This window comes from Mycoplasma sp. 06067-C1-B144P-99-0482-3, assembly GCF_051053925.1.
Classification (GTDB): Bacteria; Bacillota_I; Bacilli_A; order Mycoplasmatales; family Mycoplasmataceae; genus Mycoplasma; species Mycoplasma leachii.
Window position 1 is genome coordinate 527,397 of record NZ_CP144017.1, and the last position, 16,170, is coordinate 543,566.

The following is a 16,170-nucleotide window of genomic DNA, read 5'->3' on the forward strand; positions in this document are numbered from 1 at the left end:
ACATTATGAGTAAGAGATTAGATTATTTGTCTTGACAACACTATTTTATATTAATAGCAAAAGCTAGTGCTATGAGAAGTAAAGATCCAAATACTCAAGTTGGAGCTATTGTTGTTAATGAATTACAACAAATTGTAGCAACTGGATATAATGGATTTCCCCGTGGAGTTAGTGATGATGATTTTCCGTGATCAAAAACTAATGAAGATTGATTAGAAAATAAGTATGCTTATGTTGCTCATGCAGAATTGAATGCAATTGTAAGTAGTAGATCTGATTTAAGTAATTGTGATTTATATGTTACTTTATTTCCGTGCAATGAATGTGCTAAAATTATTATTCAAGCAGGAATTAAAAGAATTTATTATGCAAATGATCCATATCATCAAAAAAAAGAATTTATTGCTTCTAAAAAAATGTTAGATGCAGTTAATATTAAATATATAAAATTACCAGATATTGAAATTAGTTTTAAAGTTAAAGACTAATTTCTTTATCTTTTTTATTGAAAAGAAATAAATTATATGAAAAAATTATTAGTTTTATTATCAAGTAATATATTTTTTAGTCTAACTACATTATCTATTTATGTTTTAAATTCTAAAAATAATAATCAAGTACCTAGTTTTGTTTTAAAACAAAAAGAAGAAAAAGAAGAAACTGATTTAAGTAAGATATTTGATAGAGAAGCTTATATTTCTATAAAAGATAGATTCAATAATACTAGTGAGAAGATAATAAATACTATTAAAGGAAAATATCCAAAAGTAGATGTTTCTCAACTAAAAATTGAAATTGAAATTGATAGAAATTATGGAACAGTAGATGTTGTTTTAAGTCCTAAAGATTCAAAGAGTAAATATACAGGTAAATCTACAATACCATGTTATAAAAAATATGATATAAATGATAAAATAGAAGATTTTAACTTACTTCACCCAGAAACTATAGATATTAATACAAAGGAAAATATACTTAATATTCTTAAAAAAAGAAATATTTCCAAACAACTTGAGATAGATTTTGAGATAAAAAATATAAAAGAATCAAGTGCCATATTAGTGGGTAGGGAATTTGGCGAATATTATGGTGAAACTGAAATTAAGTTTAAATCTAAAAAAATAACACTAAACTCTGTGATAGATAATGTTAAAATCAGGCTTACGAAACTTAAAGATGATGAAGTTATTAAAATTATTAATAACAAATATCCATCACTAAAAGATATAATTTTATCAATAATAATTGATGATCAAAAGAAAAATATAACTATTAAAGCAAATGAAAATACAAGGTTTTATGGTTCTGTTGTATTATCATATGATTTTGATCTACTAAAACCTACGTTATCTCCTAAAAAAGATGAGTTGATATCTAAATCATCAACTAGTTCAGAAGTGATAAAAAATAAGAAAAGTGATGAATCACTTCTTAATAAACAAATTTTAGATAAAAAAACAAATAAATTAGTGGATTCAGAAATGATTTCAGATGAATCACAAAGAGAGAAAACATCTAATCAGCTATCTGTACCCAAAAAACTACCAAATGAAGAAAAACCTAAAAAGATAATGCTAAAATCTACATCAGAATTATCCGATCATAAAAAACAATTTGTTGAACCTATGGTGGATAAAGAACTTAAACAATTTGGAGCTGACAAAAAAAACGACTACAACACACCAGTTACAGATAAAAGTAAATCTAGTTCTACTACTAATTCTAAAATACCACAAATTCCTAATAAAAAAATATCAACTTCAAATAAGAATTCAAAATCAAGTGGTTCAAAAACTGGTGTTATAGTTGGGTCAACTTTAGGAGTTGGTTTAATTGTTGGTATTGGAGCAACAGGTTCTTGATTTTATTTTTAAAAACGTAAATAACTAAATAATAGGTAATATTATGATTAATAATCTTGGTATAGATATAGTTGAAAATAAAAGAATTAAAATAAAAAAAGAATTCGTTATTAAAGTTTTATCAATAAATGAAATTAAGACATTTAATACTAAAAACAAAAAGCAAAAAAGAGAGTTTTTAGCTGGACGTTGAGCTATTAAAGAAGCAATTATTAAAACATTAGATGAACCAATTAGTATGAATAAAATAGATATTGAATATATTAATAATAAACCTGTAATTAAAAATCAAGAATTACAAAATATTTTAATTTCTATTTCTCATGAAAAAAAATATGCTATTGGAATTGCTCTAAAACAATATAATAATAAGTAAGATATAATATATAAAATATTTGTTTAGAAAAGTGGTTATATGAAAAAACTGTTAGTTTTATTATCAGGTAGTGTGGTATTTAGTTTAAGTTTCTTGCCTTTTTGTTTTGCAAATTTTGCCAATAGTAGCAATAATTTGATTTTAAAACAAAAAACAAATAATGAGGATGAAACAGATCTAACTAAATTACTATATAATGCATATGTTTCTATTATAAATGACGGCAGTAAATCAATAAAAGATTTAGTATTAGAAGCTATTAAAGAAAAATATAATTTTTTAGATTTTTCATCATTAGATATTGAAGTTGGAAAGGATAAGTATGGTCAAAATTCTACTTATGCACTAGTCAAACCTAAGACTAATTCTAGTAAGTATAAAAAAATAGAAGAAATTAAGTATTATGTTAAAAGGAATTTGTCACTAGAATCAAAAACAACAACAAACTTGGAAAACATTCCTATAAATACTGATACAGAAATAATAAAAAAATTTAAAGAAAAAATAGATATATCAAGTTTTGATGAAAAATCTTTTTTTATAACTGCTATAACAGAAGATTCTGCAATTGTTAATGCTAAAGAAAATAATGATGATTTTTATGGTAAAGTACAATTAAAATTTAATGCCAAGAAAAAAACACTAGAATCAGTTTTTTATAATTTTAAACTTGAACTTAAACAAAAATTATCAGAAGATGATATCATAAAGTTTATTAAAATTAAGAAGCCTAGATTAAATAATGAAAAATTGACTGTACAAATTGATTTATCAAAAAATGCTGCAATTATAAGTGTTGAAAAATCAAACAAAAATTATCAAGGATCAGCGACCTTATTGTTTTCTTTATCAGAAGAAAAACAATCAATTCCACCAAAAAAACCTAATAATAAACCAGAAAAATCAGAACTTATTCAACCTAAAAACGAACCAAAATCAGAATCTAATAGCATTTTACCTAAATTAGATTCAAATTCTAAAATCTCTACTCCATCAGCTCCAATAATAGATAAAAGTCCTAATAAGTTTGAAATAAAAAAACCTATTCCAAATAATACAATGAATAAATCTGATAGTAAAACAAATAAATCAGGTGGTTCAAAAACTGGTGTTATAGTTGGGTCAACTTTAGGAGTTGGTTCAATTGCTGCTGCTGGAGCAGCTGGTTCTTGATTTTATTTTAAAAAACGCAAATAAAGCATTTACTAAGTAAATAAATATCTATATAAGAGAATATTTTTGTAAAATAATTGATGATAAAATTATTTATAGAATATCCTCTTATTTTTATAAATTTATATTAAATAAGATTTAAATTTTAAATTAATTTAGTTCAATAGAAAGAATGATTAAAATGAATCAAGTTAATAGTTTAAATACAGATCCCAAAAACACACTAAATAACATTCAACATGAAAAAAAGAATAAAGATTATATTCATGTTAATCCTTGAAAAATGTTATTTATGTGATTGCCTTTATTACATATTAAATTTAAAGCAGCTAAAATTGTTAGAAAAAATAAAAAGCAACCAGATAGATATTCTGAAGAATACAGATATAATTGAGTTAAAAAAGCTGTTAGCAAGTTATTATATGTACTAGATGTTAATATAAAAGTTGAAGGTATTGAAAATTGAATGGATAAAGGAGTTGTTTTAGCTGCTAACCATCAATCAAATATTGATCCTGCTATTTTATTTGCTATTAACGATTTTTCTAAACAACAACCACTGGCTTTTATTGCAAAAGAAGAATTATGAACAAGTAAAAAATTTAAAAACTTTGTTAGATTAGTTGATTGTATTCCTTTAAATAGAAAAAGTCCAAGAAGTGCTTTAGAAACTTTTAAAGAAGCAAAAGATTTAGTTGTTGAGTATAAACGCTCTTTAGTAATTTTTCCAGAAGGAACTAGAAGTCATTCTCAAGAAATGAATAGTTTTCAAGCAGCTTCTTTAAAAGTTGCTCAGATGTCACACGCTCCTATTATTCCTGTTTCAATCATTAACTCTTATTTAGTTTTTGCTGAAAAAAGACCTAAAAAAGTAGAAGTTAAAGTTGTTTTTGGTAAACCTATTTTACCAAATAAACATATTTCATTAAAAACTGAAGATTTAACTAGAGTTGTTGAAAAAAATGTTAGCTCTAATTTAAAAAAATGAGAAAACAAAGAAATGAAGTATGAGCTAAAGAAACTAACTAAAAAAGATATTAAACAACTAAAAGAAGAAGAAGAAAAACAAAAAGATAAAAAAACTACTAAAAAATCAATTAAAGATTTATTTAAAATTGTTGATTAATCAACAATTTTACTATTTTAAATTTAATCTTAGAAAAGATGTGATTTTAAATGAAACTAATCCAAAAGTTAAAAAATTTTTTTAATAATATTAAGTCTTTTTTTAAAAATAAAAATTCTGTTAAAGTTTATAATAAACCTAAAGCTATTGAAAACAAAAAAAAATTAAATTCATCTGAACAAATTAATAATTCTTCTATTAACATTTTTAATAATCAAGAATATATTGATAAAAGAGCTATTTTAGATTCACAAAATGAATTCAAATTAAAAGTAATTTTAAACAAAACACAAGTTTTAGAACAATTAATTCAAATTAAAAATACTTTTAAAGAATGTGAAGAATGCCAAAATATTTATCATTTAAAAATCGATGATATGAAAATAAAAATTTCACAATTAAAAAGATATATAGATCATAATTATGGTTTTTTAGGTAGTGAAAAAGACTATAAAGAATATGTTTTTTTGAATAATATTAAAAGTTATTCTCAAACTGATGAAAAAGCTGGATTAGATTTAATCAATGAATTAGAAGACTATTTTAATAAATATTTAAATTATGATGTTAATTATTTTGTTCCTTGTGATAAGCATAAAAACTTAATTGATGAATACAAAATATTATCAATTAAAGTTGATGATTTAGATAAAATAATTTCAAAATAATATTAAAAAACTCTATATATTCTAACTTCTTCTAAAAATGTTTCATTTTTTATATAAACTATTGAAATATGTTATAAATGATATAAAATTATTTGTGTCTTGTGTTAGAGGAAGCGAATTTATATTGCTGACTTAGCTCAGTTGGTAGAGCAATTGACTAGTAATCAATAGGTCGAAGGTTCAAATCCTTTAGTCAGCACCAGTTCTTGGAGGGGTAGCGAAGTGGCTAAACGCGGGTGGCTGTAACCCACTTCCTTACGGTTCGGGGGTTCGAATCCCTCCCCCTCCACCATTATTATTGGGCTATAGCCAAGCGGTAAGGCAAGGGACTTTGACTCCCTCATGCGCCGGTTCGAATCCTGCTAGCCCAACCATCTTGACTCGTTAGCTCAGCCGGTAGAGCAACTGGCTTTTAACCAGTGGGTCCGGGGTTCGAATCCCCGACGAGTCACCACTTATCTTCCCCAAGTGGCGGAATAGGTAGACGCATTGGACTTAAAATCCAACGGGCTTAATATCCTGTGCCGGTTCAAGTCCGGCCTTGGGGACCATTTTGAAAATAAACATGCTATAAAAGGCATGTTTTTTTATTTTCTGTTTTTTAGATAAAAAAAATGAATCTTAAAGATTCATTAAATTATTATTTTTAAAATATTATTTTGATGGAGTTGCAGGTGCTGGAGCTGGGCTTGGAGATGGTGCAGGCGTAGGAGTTGGTGCTGAAGGTTGAGATGAAGAATTTTTGTCTTTTTCTTCTTTTTTTTCTTCTTTTTTATCACTTTTTTTATTTTGTTTTTTCTCTTCTACTTTCTCTAAACTTTGGTATTTTCAATCAGTTTTAGGAGTGATCATAGGATCTGAATCTTGTAAAAGTTTAACTACATCATACATTTCAATAGCTTGTTTTAAATAATTTAATCATTTGTCAAAAACATCTTTTCTAATTTCTGATCCATTAGTAAAGTTATCAATTGTTTTAGTAGCATTTTTTTGATCTTGTTTACTAAAAGTTTCAAATCCACTTACAATACCATAAAACATTTTATCTCTAATTATTAAAAATAAAGGACCTTTTAAGCTTTTAACTTTTTCTTGTAGTTTTTCTACTTTTTCAGTTACAGTGTTATTGTTTTTAGAAAAACTTGAACTAGTTTCACCATAAAAAGCTTTTGCTCAATTTTTAACAAGATATTCATTTAAGATTTTTGAAGTTAAACCTTTATTTCATATTTTATCATCTGAATCATACTTTAGATTTTTAATAACAACATCATTTGTCATGTTTTTAAAAATTTGATTATTATTTGATGAATTTTTTTCATCAATAATTCATCTTTCTTTTTTAGTTTTACTATTTTTATCTTTTTTGACATTAACATTGTTTAAGACTGTTGTATGATTTGTTGTACTATTTCAATTTAAATTATTTTTAAATTTATAAATAAAATTAGTTGCATCAGTTGTAATAGTATCATTGATTTTTTTAATAGCTTGATTTAAGGAATTAGTTTGAGTTAACTCTTCTAAACCTTGTTCAAATGATTTTGCTGACTTATTATCATTAGCTCCTAAATAAAGAATCATTGTTTTATTTTTAGATTGGTTAATCAAGTCTTCAAATTCTTGATATTGTTTGTATAATGTTTTACAACTTATAGCAAAACTAGTACTTATTGAAACAACAAATGTACAAGCAAATAACGATAGAAGTTTTTTCATTATAACACTCCTTTATCTACAACAATAATTTTACTATAATTCATTCTATTTTTACTTTTAAAATAGGATATATAATCAATAAACACTTAAAAAACTTGAAAACCTTTTTTTAAATTGGTAATATCTTATAAGTGTTATAAAAGTTTGATATGTGTGAAAGGTGGTAGTTAAAATGCGTGAAAAATACATTTTACGTTGTACAGTTTGTAAAAATGAAAACTACATCGGTAAGAATGATAAAAAGAAACCTAAAATAGAAGTTTCAAAATACTGCAGTAATTGTAATAAACATGAAACTCACAAGCAAAAAAAATAGTCATTTGACTATTTTTTTATTTATTAAATTTAAAATAAAAATAAGGATTTTAAAATATATGATTATTCAAAAAACTTATAAGAATAATAAGCCAACAGTTTATTTAATTACAACTCCAATTGGAAACTTAGAAGATATTAGCTTAAGAGCAATTCAAACTTTAAAACAAGTTGATGTTATTTGTTGTGAAGATACTAGAACTAGTAAAGTTCTACTTGATAAATATCAGATTACTAGTAATTTATTATCACTACATAAATTTAATGAAAATTTAAGAATCGATCAAATTATAAATATATTGAACCAAAATAAAAATATTGCAATTATAAGTGATGCTGGTGTTCCTATAATAAGTGATCCAGCAAGTTATCTAATTAATCAATTAAAAGAATTAGAAATTAATTGTAATATTACAGCAATAGGTGCTGGATCTGCTTATGTGCATGCTTTGATTTCTAGTGGTTTTTTGATTGATAGTCATTATTTTTATGGTTTTTTAAAAAATAAAAATCAAATTAGTAAACAAAATGAATTAAATGAATTAATTAATAAATATGCTAATGATTCAATTATTTGTTTATATGAATCAGTTCATAGACTTAAATCCACTATAAATTGTTTAAATGAAATATTAGATAAAAATCATAAAATAGTTATTGCTAAAGAATTAACTAAAATAAATGAAGAGATTATTTATGGAACTATTGATCAAATTAATAAGTATATAAATAGTGATGAATTTGTTTTAAAAGGTGAATTTGTAATCATTATTGACAAAATCGTTAAAATAAATAAAAACGAATTTACTGATTTAGAATTAATTAATTTAATAGATGAACAAATCATAAAAGGTTATAAATTAAAGCAAGCTTGTGAAATTGTATATTTAAAAACTAAAATTTCAAAAAATATTTTATATAAAAAGTACACTTTGAAAAAAATTTTCTAATACCTTAATAGGAGGTATATTATGAAAGAAATTAATTTAGAAGACACAAAAGAAATTATTGGAGGCGCTAGTATTAGTGGAGCTTTAGTTACTGGAATAGCTAAAATTGTACAATCTGGATTTGAAGGAATTTCTAATTTTATAACTGATATTGCAAGTATAGGTTTTGCTTTTTATCAAGCAAGCAAAAATCCAATAAAAGCAGAATATAAAATTGGAAATAACAGTTTTAAAGTTGATAATACTAAATTAGTTGATTTAAAAATTCAACAAACAAAAGCTCAAGAAATTAAAATTCCAGTTCTAGAAGTAGGAAATAGTAAAAATAATATTAAAATAAATTACAACGATGCTTATAACAATAGTGATTCATCAACTGATATTTATAGTGATTTTGATCAAAGTATTAGTATTTTTGATTAATTAAAACCTTTTTAGTAGTTATCTTGTTTTATTTAATTCAATATAGTAATATATAAGTGTTGAAAAAAAGTTTCAACCGCTCTTTTGTATGTTTTAAAGAAGTATAACTCACATACATAGGCGAGTCTAGACTGGAGGAAAATAATGTTTGCAATCATTAAGACTGGTGGAAAACAAATTAAAGTTGAACCAGGTCAAGAAATTTTTATTGAAAAAATTAAAGGTGAAGTTAATGATAAAATTGCATTTGATGAAATTTTAATGATTGATGGTAAAATTGGAACACCAACTATTAAAGGTGCTAAAGTTTTAGGAACAATCATTAAACAAGGAAAAGCAAAAAAAATCCGTGTTATAAGATATCATCCAAAGAAAAATGTAAATAAAATTTATGGTCATAGACAACCTTATACAAAAGTAAAAATTGAAGAAATTAGTGCTAAGTAATTATGGTTGATATCATAATTAAATATAAAGATAATAAAATCATTAAATTACAAATGCAAGGTCACGCTAATAGTGCAGAATATGGAAAAGATTTAGTGTGTGCTGGCTTAACTGCTATTATTAGTGGAGCTTTGAATGCAATCGATAATTATTATAAAAATGATGTAGATATTGAAGTTTTAGAAAATAAAATAACTATTTTTGTAAAAAAAGAAGATAATCAAAATTTACAATTAATGTTAAATATGTTAAAAATTCAATTACAAACTATTACTATTCAATACAAAAAAAACACAAGATTAAAGGAGGTGTCTTAAAATGCGTTTCTTATTAGGTTTACAATATTTTGCTTCTAAAAAAGGAGTTGGGTCAACTAAAAATGGTCGTGATTCAGAATCTAAACGTTTAGGAGCTAAAAAATCTGATGGTCAATTCACTAATGCTGGTTCAATTATTTATAGACAAAGAGGAACTAAAATTCATCCTGGTTTAAACGTTGGACGTGGTGGAGATGATACTTTATTTGCTTTAATTTCTGGTATTGTTAAGTATGAAAAATTTGGAAAAAACCGTACTAGAGTAAGTGTTATTCCTAACTAATAGTTAAGAGCTCTTTCCCCCCGCTACCATAAACACGGACTAAAATTTTTCAATATTATAACAGGATTGTTTTCTGAATTGTACAGGAGACAATCCTTTTAATTTTTCTTTTATTCTTATGTTGTTATATCAATAAATATATTTATGAATCCTTTTAGTTAACTCTTCTACTGAATTATATTTTTCACCATAATAAATTTCTTGTTTTAATAAACCAAAGAAGTTTTCTATAATAGCATTATCTAAGCAATTACCTTTTCTAGACATACTTTGTGTTATGTTATTTTCTTCTAGTTTTTTAACTCAGCTAATGTGTTGATAATGAAATCCCTGATCAGAGTGAATTAACAAACCATTTGTATTTTTAACCTTTTTAAGTGCTTTTTCTAGCATTGAATTTGTTAAGTTTAAGTTAGGATTAGTTTGAATCGAATACGAAATAATTTCATCATTGTAAAGATCAATAATTGGTGATAAATATAACTTTTGACCATTAACTTTAAACTCTGTTACATCAGTGCATCAAACTTTGTTTTCTTGTAAAGAATGAAAATTTCTTTTTAAAACATTATCTGCAATTTTTCCAACAGTTCCTTTATAAGAACTATATCTTCCATTTTTTGTTCTAAATTTGATACACTGAACACCAAGCTCTTTAGTTAACCTTAAAATTTTTTTGTGATTAACAATATATCCTTTTGATTCTAAAGCTATTTTTAGCCTTCTATACCCATATGTTTCAAATGATTTGTTAAAAATATCAACAATCATTTCCTTTAATTCTTTGTTTTTATCTATTGTATTTTCTAACTTATGTTTTCATTCATAAAAAGAAGATTTAGGCAGCTTGGCTATTTTTAAGAGAACAGAAATTTTAACTTTTTTGTGTGTTTTTAGTAATTCTAAAACTACTTTTGTTTTTTTCTTGTTGATTTTTGTTTTGTCAACAAGGTGTGGAACTTTTTTCAGAATTCAGCCTCCAACTTATAGTATTCAACTTGTTCTTTTAATTCCTTAATCTGTTGTTCATTGTTAATTTCTACTTGAGATTTCTTTATTTTAGTTGGTTTTTTATTAGGGTTTTTCATATTTTTCTTAGGTCTCCCTATATTATTATTTAACCCTAAAAATCCATATTCTTTATACTTTTTAAATCATCCAGCTATAGTTGATGAATAAACAATATTAAATTTTCTTGCAATTTCATCATAAGACTGATTAGTTTTAAGTTTATATAATACAATTTTGAGTTTTAATTTTGGACTATAATAAGGTTTTTTATCCTTATTAATAAGTCCTTCAATTCCGAATGCTTCAAATCTATTAATTAAATTTTTTACAGTTGAATCTGAAATATTATACTTATTTGCTAAATAAGTGCTCCTTTTTACATTAAGTTTTTTAGCTTCTTTAACAATTTTTAACTTTTTTTCTAAATCTAATTTGGACATATAAAAACCCCATTTCCTGGATTTTTAGTCCGGAATATGGGGTTCGGGGGATTTTGAGTTCTTTTTTTATGTTTTTTTTAAAATTGATTAACTTTTAGACTAATCTAGTCTAGTAGTAATATAAGAAAATACTATATTAGATATAATAATAGTATAAGGATACTTAATAAATAGTATTACATTTCTTATTTAAAAATTAATATAGTATAAGAAAGGCAGTAGATATATATGAAAAGCCTAAAAGGTGTGTTTGCTGCTTTATTGATTCCATATAAAAAAGATGGTTCAATAAATGAGCAAGCATTAAAAAAGTTTATTGATTATAATATTGAAATTTCAAAAGTTGATGGACTTTATGTAAATGGGTCAACTGGTGAAGCTTTCTTGCTTTCAAATTCAGAAAGAAAAAAAATTTTAGAAATTGTTGCTAAACATGTTAATAAAAGAATACCATTAATTGCTCAAGTTGGTTCTTTAAACATTTATGAATCAATAGAGCAAGCAAAATTAGCTGAACAATTAGAATATGATGCTATTAGTGCTGTTACTCCTTTTTATTACAAGTTTAGTTTAGATCAAATTTTAAATTATTATAAAGAAATTAAAGAATCAACAAATTTGCCTTTAATTGCTTATTATATCCCATTATTATCAGGTGTTAATTTTTCACTTGAAGCTTTTGAAAAATTATTTGCTATTAATGGAATTATTGGAGTTAAATTCACAGCAACTGATTTATATACTTTAGAAAGAATTAAAGCAAAATTTCCTGATAAATTAGTATATTATGGCTTTGATGAACAACAATTATCTGCATCAATTTATAATATTGATGGTTTTATAGGCTCAACATTTAATGTTAATGCAAAAAAAGCAAAACAATTATTTGAACTAGTTAAAAATGGACAAAACCAACAAGCTTTAGAATTACAAAAACAAATTAATGATTTTATTGATATAGTTTTAGCAAATGGATTATATGGAATTTTAAAAGAAATTATTAGACAGCATTATGATTTAAGTGAAGTATTTTGTAGATTACCAATGACTCAATCAATTTCTCAATATGCATTAAAAGCAAAAGAGATTCAAGAAAAATATTTAAAAGATATTTAGAATATGAGTAATTTAATTTTATTTACTAAAAATATGACTAATGGTGCTATTAAATCATTTCATTGAGTAGATTATGTAGTATTGGTAATTTATTTATTATTTACATTGTCAATTGGTCTATACTTTCAAGTTAAATCAAAACTACAAAAAGCTAATAATACTGATGAATATTTTAAAGCAGGAGGAAAAACCCCGGGTTGAGTAGCTGGTTTTTCAATTTATGCAACTACTTTATCAGCTATTACTTATATGGCTACACCAGCAAAAGCCTTTTCATCAGACTGGTTATTTGCATTTGGAAATCTAACAATTTTTATTGCTACTCCATTATTGATTAGATTTATAATTCCGTTTTTTAAAAAATTAAATGATGTTTCTGGTTATGGTTTTTTAGAAAAACGTTTTAGTTACTTTTTAAGAGTGTCTGCTAGTTTAATGTTTATTTTATTTCATGTTATTAGAGTTGGTTTAATTATTTATTTACCAACTATTGCTTTAACTGCAGTTACAAATATTAATCCTTATTTAATAGCTGTTATTATCGGAATATTTTGTGTAATTTCAACTGTTTTAGGTGGATTAAATGGAGTTATCTGATCTGATTTTATTCAAGCTATTGTTTTAATAGGTGGAATTTTATTAGCAATTATTTTTGCTTTAATAAAAATAGAAAATTTATCAGAAGTAAATAACATTGTAATTAACAATCATAAATTACTAGAAAAAGAATCAATTATTCCACAAAATTGAGCCAAACCTTGAATACTAGTTCTATTTTTTGGTCAATTAATTAATACTTTTTATCAATATATAGGTTCACAAGATGTTGTTCAAAGATATCAATCAAATCAAAGTTTTAAACAAGTAAAAAAAGGTTTATGAACTAATGCTATTTTAGCTTTAATTACTATTTTACTATTTTATGGTATGGGTACATTGCTATATGCTTTTTATGTTCAAAAAACAGGGTTAACTAATATAGAAGATATAATGAAAAGTATTGGAATTAAAGCAAATAATCAAATTTTACCTTATTTTATAGTAACAGTATTACCAATTGGTATAAGTGGGTTAATAATTGCTGGAATTTATTCAGCATCAATGAGTACAATAACATCATCACTTCATTCAGCTGCTACTTGTATTGTTGAAGACATTTTAGTAAGAATTAAATCTAATTTAAAAGATAAAGAAAAAATGTATTGAGCAAAAGGATTAATTCTAGGTATTGGTTTATTAGGAACTATTGCTTCAATAGTTTTAATTATTTCTAAAGCTGATAATTTATTAGATTTATTTGCTGCTGTTATTGGATTGTTTGGAACTTCAGTTACTGTAATTTATTTATTAGGTATTTTTACAAAAAGAACTTCAAATATTGGAGCAATTTTAGGATCAATTAGTTCATTTATTATTGTTTTAGCTATTTTTATAGTCAATAAAACATCAAAAACTACTGTAGTTTCAGATTTTTATGGAATTATTTTAGCTTTTATAGTTGGATTATTATTAGGATATTTATCAAGTTTCATTTTTAAAAATAAAAAAATTGATAAACTAGAAGGTTTGACTATACATACTTTTTCAAAAGAAGATTTTAATAAAATGATTGAAGCTGGTGAAAAAGAATGACAAGAAATTAAAGCTAATGAAAATCAATTTAAAAAAGATTTAATTAAAAAAATTAGACAAAAAAAGTAGCTAAAAGTGATTAGGAGAAAAAATGATTTACGACAAAATTTCTAATTTAAATAGATATTTAAATATTCATAAAAATATTGATTTAGCTATTAAGTTCATTCAAGAACATGATTTAAAATCTCTTAAAGATGGAATTAATGTTATAAATGATAAACTATTTTATAATAAATTTACTACAAAAACACTAGATATAAATGATGCTATTTTTGAATCACATGATAAATATTTAGGCCTTCACATTATTATTAGTGGAGATGAATATATTGGTCATGAGTTTGTAAATGATTTAAATGAACAAGTTTTATATAACCAAAAAGATGATGTTTATTTATATAAAACAAAAGCTACAAAAACAATTTATCAAAATGATCAAAGTTTTTCTTTATTTTTTTCAACAGATGCACATTCACCAAAAATCAAAGCTAATTTTAATGAAATTACTAAAATAGTTTTTAAAATTTTATATGACTAATATAAAAAAATATTTATCTATTGATATTGGTGGAACTTCTATAAAATATGGTGTCTTTAATCAAGATTTAAAACCTATATTTATTAATAGTATTAAAACTATTCCTATAAAAGATGAATTAATTAAACAATTAATTGATATTATCAGTTCTAATTTACCACTTGATGGTATAGGAATAGCGACTGCTGGAGTTGTTGATAAAAACGGAGTGATTAAATTTGCAAATCAAAATATTAAAAATTATTCTAATTTTGGCTTAAAAACTTATATAAAAGATTTTTTAATTAGTTATAAAAATTTAGTTCCAATTGAAATTATTAATGATGCTAATAGTGCTAGTTATATTGAATATGTTAATGATAAAGAAATTAAAAATAGTATCACACTAACTCTAGGAACTGGAGTTGGTATGGGGATCATTTTAAATGAAAAACTTTTTTTAGGAAATAATGGTATAGCTGGAGAAATTGGAGCAATTAAAAATTCAAATAAAATTCTTGATACAGAATTATCTTGATCTAAATTTATTGAAAAATTAAATCAACAAAAGCATAATTATAATTCTAGTGATATTTGAACTTTATATAATCAAAATGATTTTTATAAAGAACAAATAGATATTTATTTAGATAAATTAGTTAATTTATTATGCACAATTTCTTATTTATTATCTCCAGAAGTAATTTATATTGGTGGTGGATTTAGTTATTGTGGTGAACAAATTTTAGAATTAATAAATGCTAAATTTAAAAAAGAATTTATATTTTATAATATTAATACAATACAAATAAAATACACTTTAAATAAAAATGACTCTGGTGTTTTAGGAATTTTACATTTATTAGTTGATAAACATTTTAAAAATTAGAATTTATAACCTCTAATTAAATTAGAGGTTTTGTTTTATAATAATTTAGAAAGTTATTTATTTTTTAAGAAAGGTTAATATGGATTTAATTAATCAAATTAAAAATACATTAATTGTTTCTTGTCAAGCAATCGATGATGAACCTTTAAATGATAGTTATGTTTTAAGCAAAATGGCTTATGCACTAGTTTTAGGCGGATCTAAAGTATTAAGATTAAGTCAAGTTGAACATATTAAAGCAGTTAAGAAAGTTGTAGATGTTCCAATTATTGGTTTAATTAAAAAACATTATGACAATAGTGAAGTTTTTATTACTCCAACAATTAAAGAAGTAGATCAATTAGTTGATTTAAAAGTAGACATTATTGCTCTTGATGCTACTTTAAGAACTAGACCTGATCAAGATTTAACAACTTTAGTTAAAACAATTAAAACAAAATATCCTAATCAATTATTAATGGCTGATTGTTCTAGTGTAGAAGATGCTATTAATGCTCAGAATTTAGGATTTGATTTAATAGGTTCGACTTTAAGAGGTTGTACAAGCCAAACAAAAGGACATAACAATTTAGAAAATGATTATCAATTTTTAAGAGATTTAAAAAAAGTAATTACAAAACCAATTATTGCTGAAGGTGGAATATGAACTCCACAACAAGCAAAAGAAATTTTAAATTTAGGAATACATAGTGTTGTTGTTGGAACTGCTATAACTAGATTACATTTAATTGTTAAATATTGAAACGATATTTTAAAATAAATTTATATAAACAAATATTTTAATTTTGTTTTTTTATTTAGACTATAATATATAGTCTTTTTTTTAAGATAAATAATTTAACTATATTTATAGCTAAGATGATAAATGATTATTATATTTGATTTGTTATATTATTATATTAG

19 protein-coding genes, 5 tRNA genes and 1 other annotated feature are annotated in these 16,170 nt (G+C 23.8%); of the genes, 22 read left to right on the forward strand and 2 right to left on the reverse strand.

Annotated elements, in window-relative coordinates:
- Nucleotides 1-5: 5 nt before the first annotated feature.
- The 11 genes from V2P32_RS02295 to V2P32_RS02345 all read left to right on the forward strand — a co-directional run bounded on the left by V2P32_RS02295 (nucleotide 6) and on the right by V2P32_RS02345 (nucleotide 5,756).
- A complete protein-coding gene (locus V2P32_RS02295; protein ID WP_434343919.1) occupies nucleotides 6-488 on the forward strand; it encodes a deoxycytidylate deaminase in 483 nt (160 codons plus the stop codon).
- 36 nt (nucleotides 489-524) lie between these two features.
- A complete protein-coding gene (locus tag V2P32_RS02300) occupies nucleotides 525-1,874 on the forward strand; it encodes a hypothetical protein (protein ID WP_434343920.1) in 1,350 nt (449 codons plus the stop codon).
- Nucleotides 1,875-1,905: 31 nt separating this feature from the next.
- Nucleotides 1,906-2,238, forward strand: a complete 333-nt coding sequence (locus V2P32_RS02305) for a holo-ACP synthase (RefSeq protein ID WP_434343922.1) — start codon at nucleotides 1,906-1,908, stop codon at nucleotides 2,236-2,238.
- A 39-nt stretch (nucleotides 2,239-2,277) separates the two neighbouring features.
- On the forward strand, nucleotides 2,278-3,435 hold the full coding sequence (locus tag V2P32_RS02310) for a hypothetical protein (RefSeq protein ID WP_434343923.1): 1,158 nt from the start codon (nucleotides 2,278-2,280) through the stop codon (nucleotides 3,433-3,435).
- Between the two features lie 157 nt (nucleotides 3,436-3,592).
- Nucleotides 3,593-4,537: a lysophospholipid acyltransferase family protein gene (locus V2P32_RS02315; RefSeq protein WP_434343925.1), complete on the forward strand. Its 945-nt coding sequence runs from the start codon at nucleotides 3,593-3,595 to the stop codon at nucleotides 4,535-4,537.
- 50 nt (nucleotides 4,538-4,587) lie between these two features.
- The gene (locus V2P32_RS02320) at nucleotides 4,588-5,205 is read left to right on the forward strand and encodes a hypothetical protein (RefSeq protein ID WP_013447716.1); all 618 of its coding nucleotides are present in this window, start codon (nucleotides 4,588-4,590) and stop codon (nucleotides 5,203-5,205) included.
- A gap of 126 nt (nucleotides 5,206-5,331) precedes the next feature.
- Nucleotides 5,332-5,407, forward strand: a tRNA-Thr gene (locus V2P32_RS02325).
- 6 nt (nucleotides 5,408-5,413) lie between these two features.
- A tRNA-Tyr gene (locus V2P32_RS02330) sits at nucleotides 5,414-5,497 on the forward strand.
- Between the two features lie 7 nt (nucleotides 5,498-5,504).
- Nucleotides 5,505-5,579, forward strand: a tRNA-Gln gene (locus V2P32_RS02335).
- A gap of 4 nt (nucleotides 5,580-5,583) precedes the next feature.
- A tRNA-Lys gene (locus V2P32_RS02340) sits at nucleotides 5,584-5,659 on the forward strand.
- An 8-nt stretch (nucleotides 5,660-5,667) separates the two neighbouring features.
- Nucleotides 5,668-5,756: transfer RNA gene (locus V2P32_RS02345), tRNA-Leu, on the forward strand.
- Between the two features lie 103 nt (nucleotides 5,757-5,859).
- Here the strand turns inward: V2P32_RS02345 and V2P32_RS02350 are convergent.
- Entirely contained in the window at nucleotides 5,860-6,924 is a 1,065-nt protein-coding gene (locus tag V2P32_RS02350) for a lipoprotein (protein WP_434343926.1), read from the reverse strand.
- A 172-nt stretch (nucleotides 6,925-7,096) separates the two neighbouring features.
- Here V2P32_RS02350 and rpmG point away from each other — a divergent pair, with 172 nt between their 5' ends.
- The 6 genes from rpmG (at nucleotide 7,097) to rpmA (ending at nucleotide 9,659) form a co-directional block, all read left to right on the forward strand.
- Entirely contained in the window at nucleotides 7,097-7,240 is a 144-nt protein-coding gene (rpmG, locus tag V2P32_RS02355) for a 50S ribosomal protein L33 (protein WP_013729662.1), read from the forward strand.
- Between the two features lie 58 nt (nucleotides 7,241-7,298).
- Nucleotides 7,299-8,189, forward strand: a complete 891-nt coding sequence (gene rsmI / locus V2P32_RS02360) for a 16S rRNA (cytidine(1402)-2'-O)-methyltransferase (RefSeq protein ID WP_434343927.1) — start codon at nucleotides 7,299-7,301, stop codon at nucleotides 8,187-8,189.
- Between the two features lie 21 nt (nucleotides 8,190-8,210).
- A complete protein-coding gene (locus V2P32_RS02365; protein WP_013447719.1) occupies nucleotides 8,211-8,612 on the forward strand; it encodes a hypothetical protein in 402 nt (133 codons plus the stop codon).
- Nucleotides 8,613-8,676: 64 nt separating this feature from the next.
- Nucleotides 8,677-8,750, forward strand: a sequence feature (ribosomal protein L21 leader region).
- Between the two features lie 6 nt (nucleotides 8,751-8,756).
- A complete protein-coding gene (gene rplU, locus V2P32_RS02370) occupies nucleotides 8,757-9,059 on the forward strand; it encodes a 50S ribosomal protein L21 (RefSeq protein ID WP_013447720.1) in 303 nt (100 codons plus the stop codon).
- A 2-nt stretch (nucleotides 9,060-9,061) separates the two neighbouring features.
- Entirely contained in the window at nucleotides 9,062-9,376 is a 315-nt protein-coding gene (locus tag V2P32_RS02375; RefSeq protein ID WP_011387288.1) for a ribosomal-processing cysteine protease Prp, read from the forward strand.
- A 1-nt stretch (nucleotide 9,377) separates the two neighbouring features.
- Nucleotides 9,378-9,659 carry a 50S ribosomal protein L27 gene (gene rpmA, locus V2P32_RS02380; protein ID WP_011387289.1) on the forward strand — a complete coding sequence of 94 codons (282 nt, stop codon included), beginning with the start codon at nucleotides 9,378-9,380 and terminating at the stop codon, nucleotides 9,657-9,659.
- Between the two features lie 39 nt (nucleotides 9,660-9,698).
- Here the strand turns inward: rpmA and V2P32_RS02385 are convergent.
- Nucleotides 9,699-11,110, reverse strand: a protein-coding gene (locus tag V2P32_RS02385) for an IS3 family transposase (RefSeq protein ID WP_434343928.1) whose coding sequence is annotated in 2 segments (ribosomal slippage) — nucleotides 9,699-10,618 and nucleotides 10,618-11,110 — 1,413 coding nt in all. Because the reading frame shifts where the segments join, the coding sequence is not laid out codon by codon here.
- A gap of 228 nt (nucleotides 11,111-11,338) precedes the next feature.
- Here V2P32_RS02385 and V2P32_RS02390 point away from each other — a divergent pair.
- From V2P32_RS02390 to V2P32_RS02410, 5 genes are all read left to right on the forward strand, one after another.
- Entirely contained in the window at nucleotides 11,339-12,226 is an 888-nt protein-coding gene (locus tag V2P32_RS02390) for an N-acetylneuraminate lyase (protein WP_434343929.1), read from the forward strand.
- A 3-nt stretch (nucleotides 12,227-12,229) separates the two neighbouring features.
- Entirely contained in the window at nucleotides 12,230-13,927 is a 1,698-nt protein-coding gene (locus V2P32_RS02395) for a sodium:solute symporter (protein ID WP_434343930.1), read from the forward strand.
- A gap of 22 nt (nucleotides 13,928-13,949) precedes the next feature.
- Nucleotides 13,950-14,399 (forward strand): YhcH/YjgK/YiaL family protein, encoded by a 450-nt coding sequence (locus tag V2P32_RS02400; RefSeq protein ID WP_434343932.1) that lies wholly within the window; start codon nucleotides 13,950-13,952, stop codon nucleotides 14,397-14,399.
- Complete coding sequence (locus V2P32_RS02405) at nucleotides 14,392-15,267, forward strand: ROK family protein (protein ID WP_434343934.1); 876 nt, start codon at nucleotides 14,392-14,394, stop codon at nucleotides 15,265-15,267. The genes V2P32_RS02400 and V2P32_RS02405 overlap by 8 nt, the downstream gene beginning before the upstream one ends.
- 79 nt (nucleotides 15,268-15,346) lie before the next feature.
- Entirely contained in the window at nucleotides 15,347-16,027 is a 681-nt protein-coding gene (locus tag V2P32_RS02410) for an N-acetylmannosamine-6-phosphate 2-epimerase (protein WP_434343936.1), read from the forward strand.
- The last annotated feature ends 143 nt before the right edge of the window (nucleotides 16,028-16,170 follow it).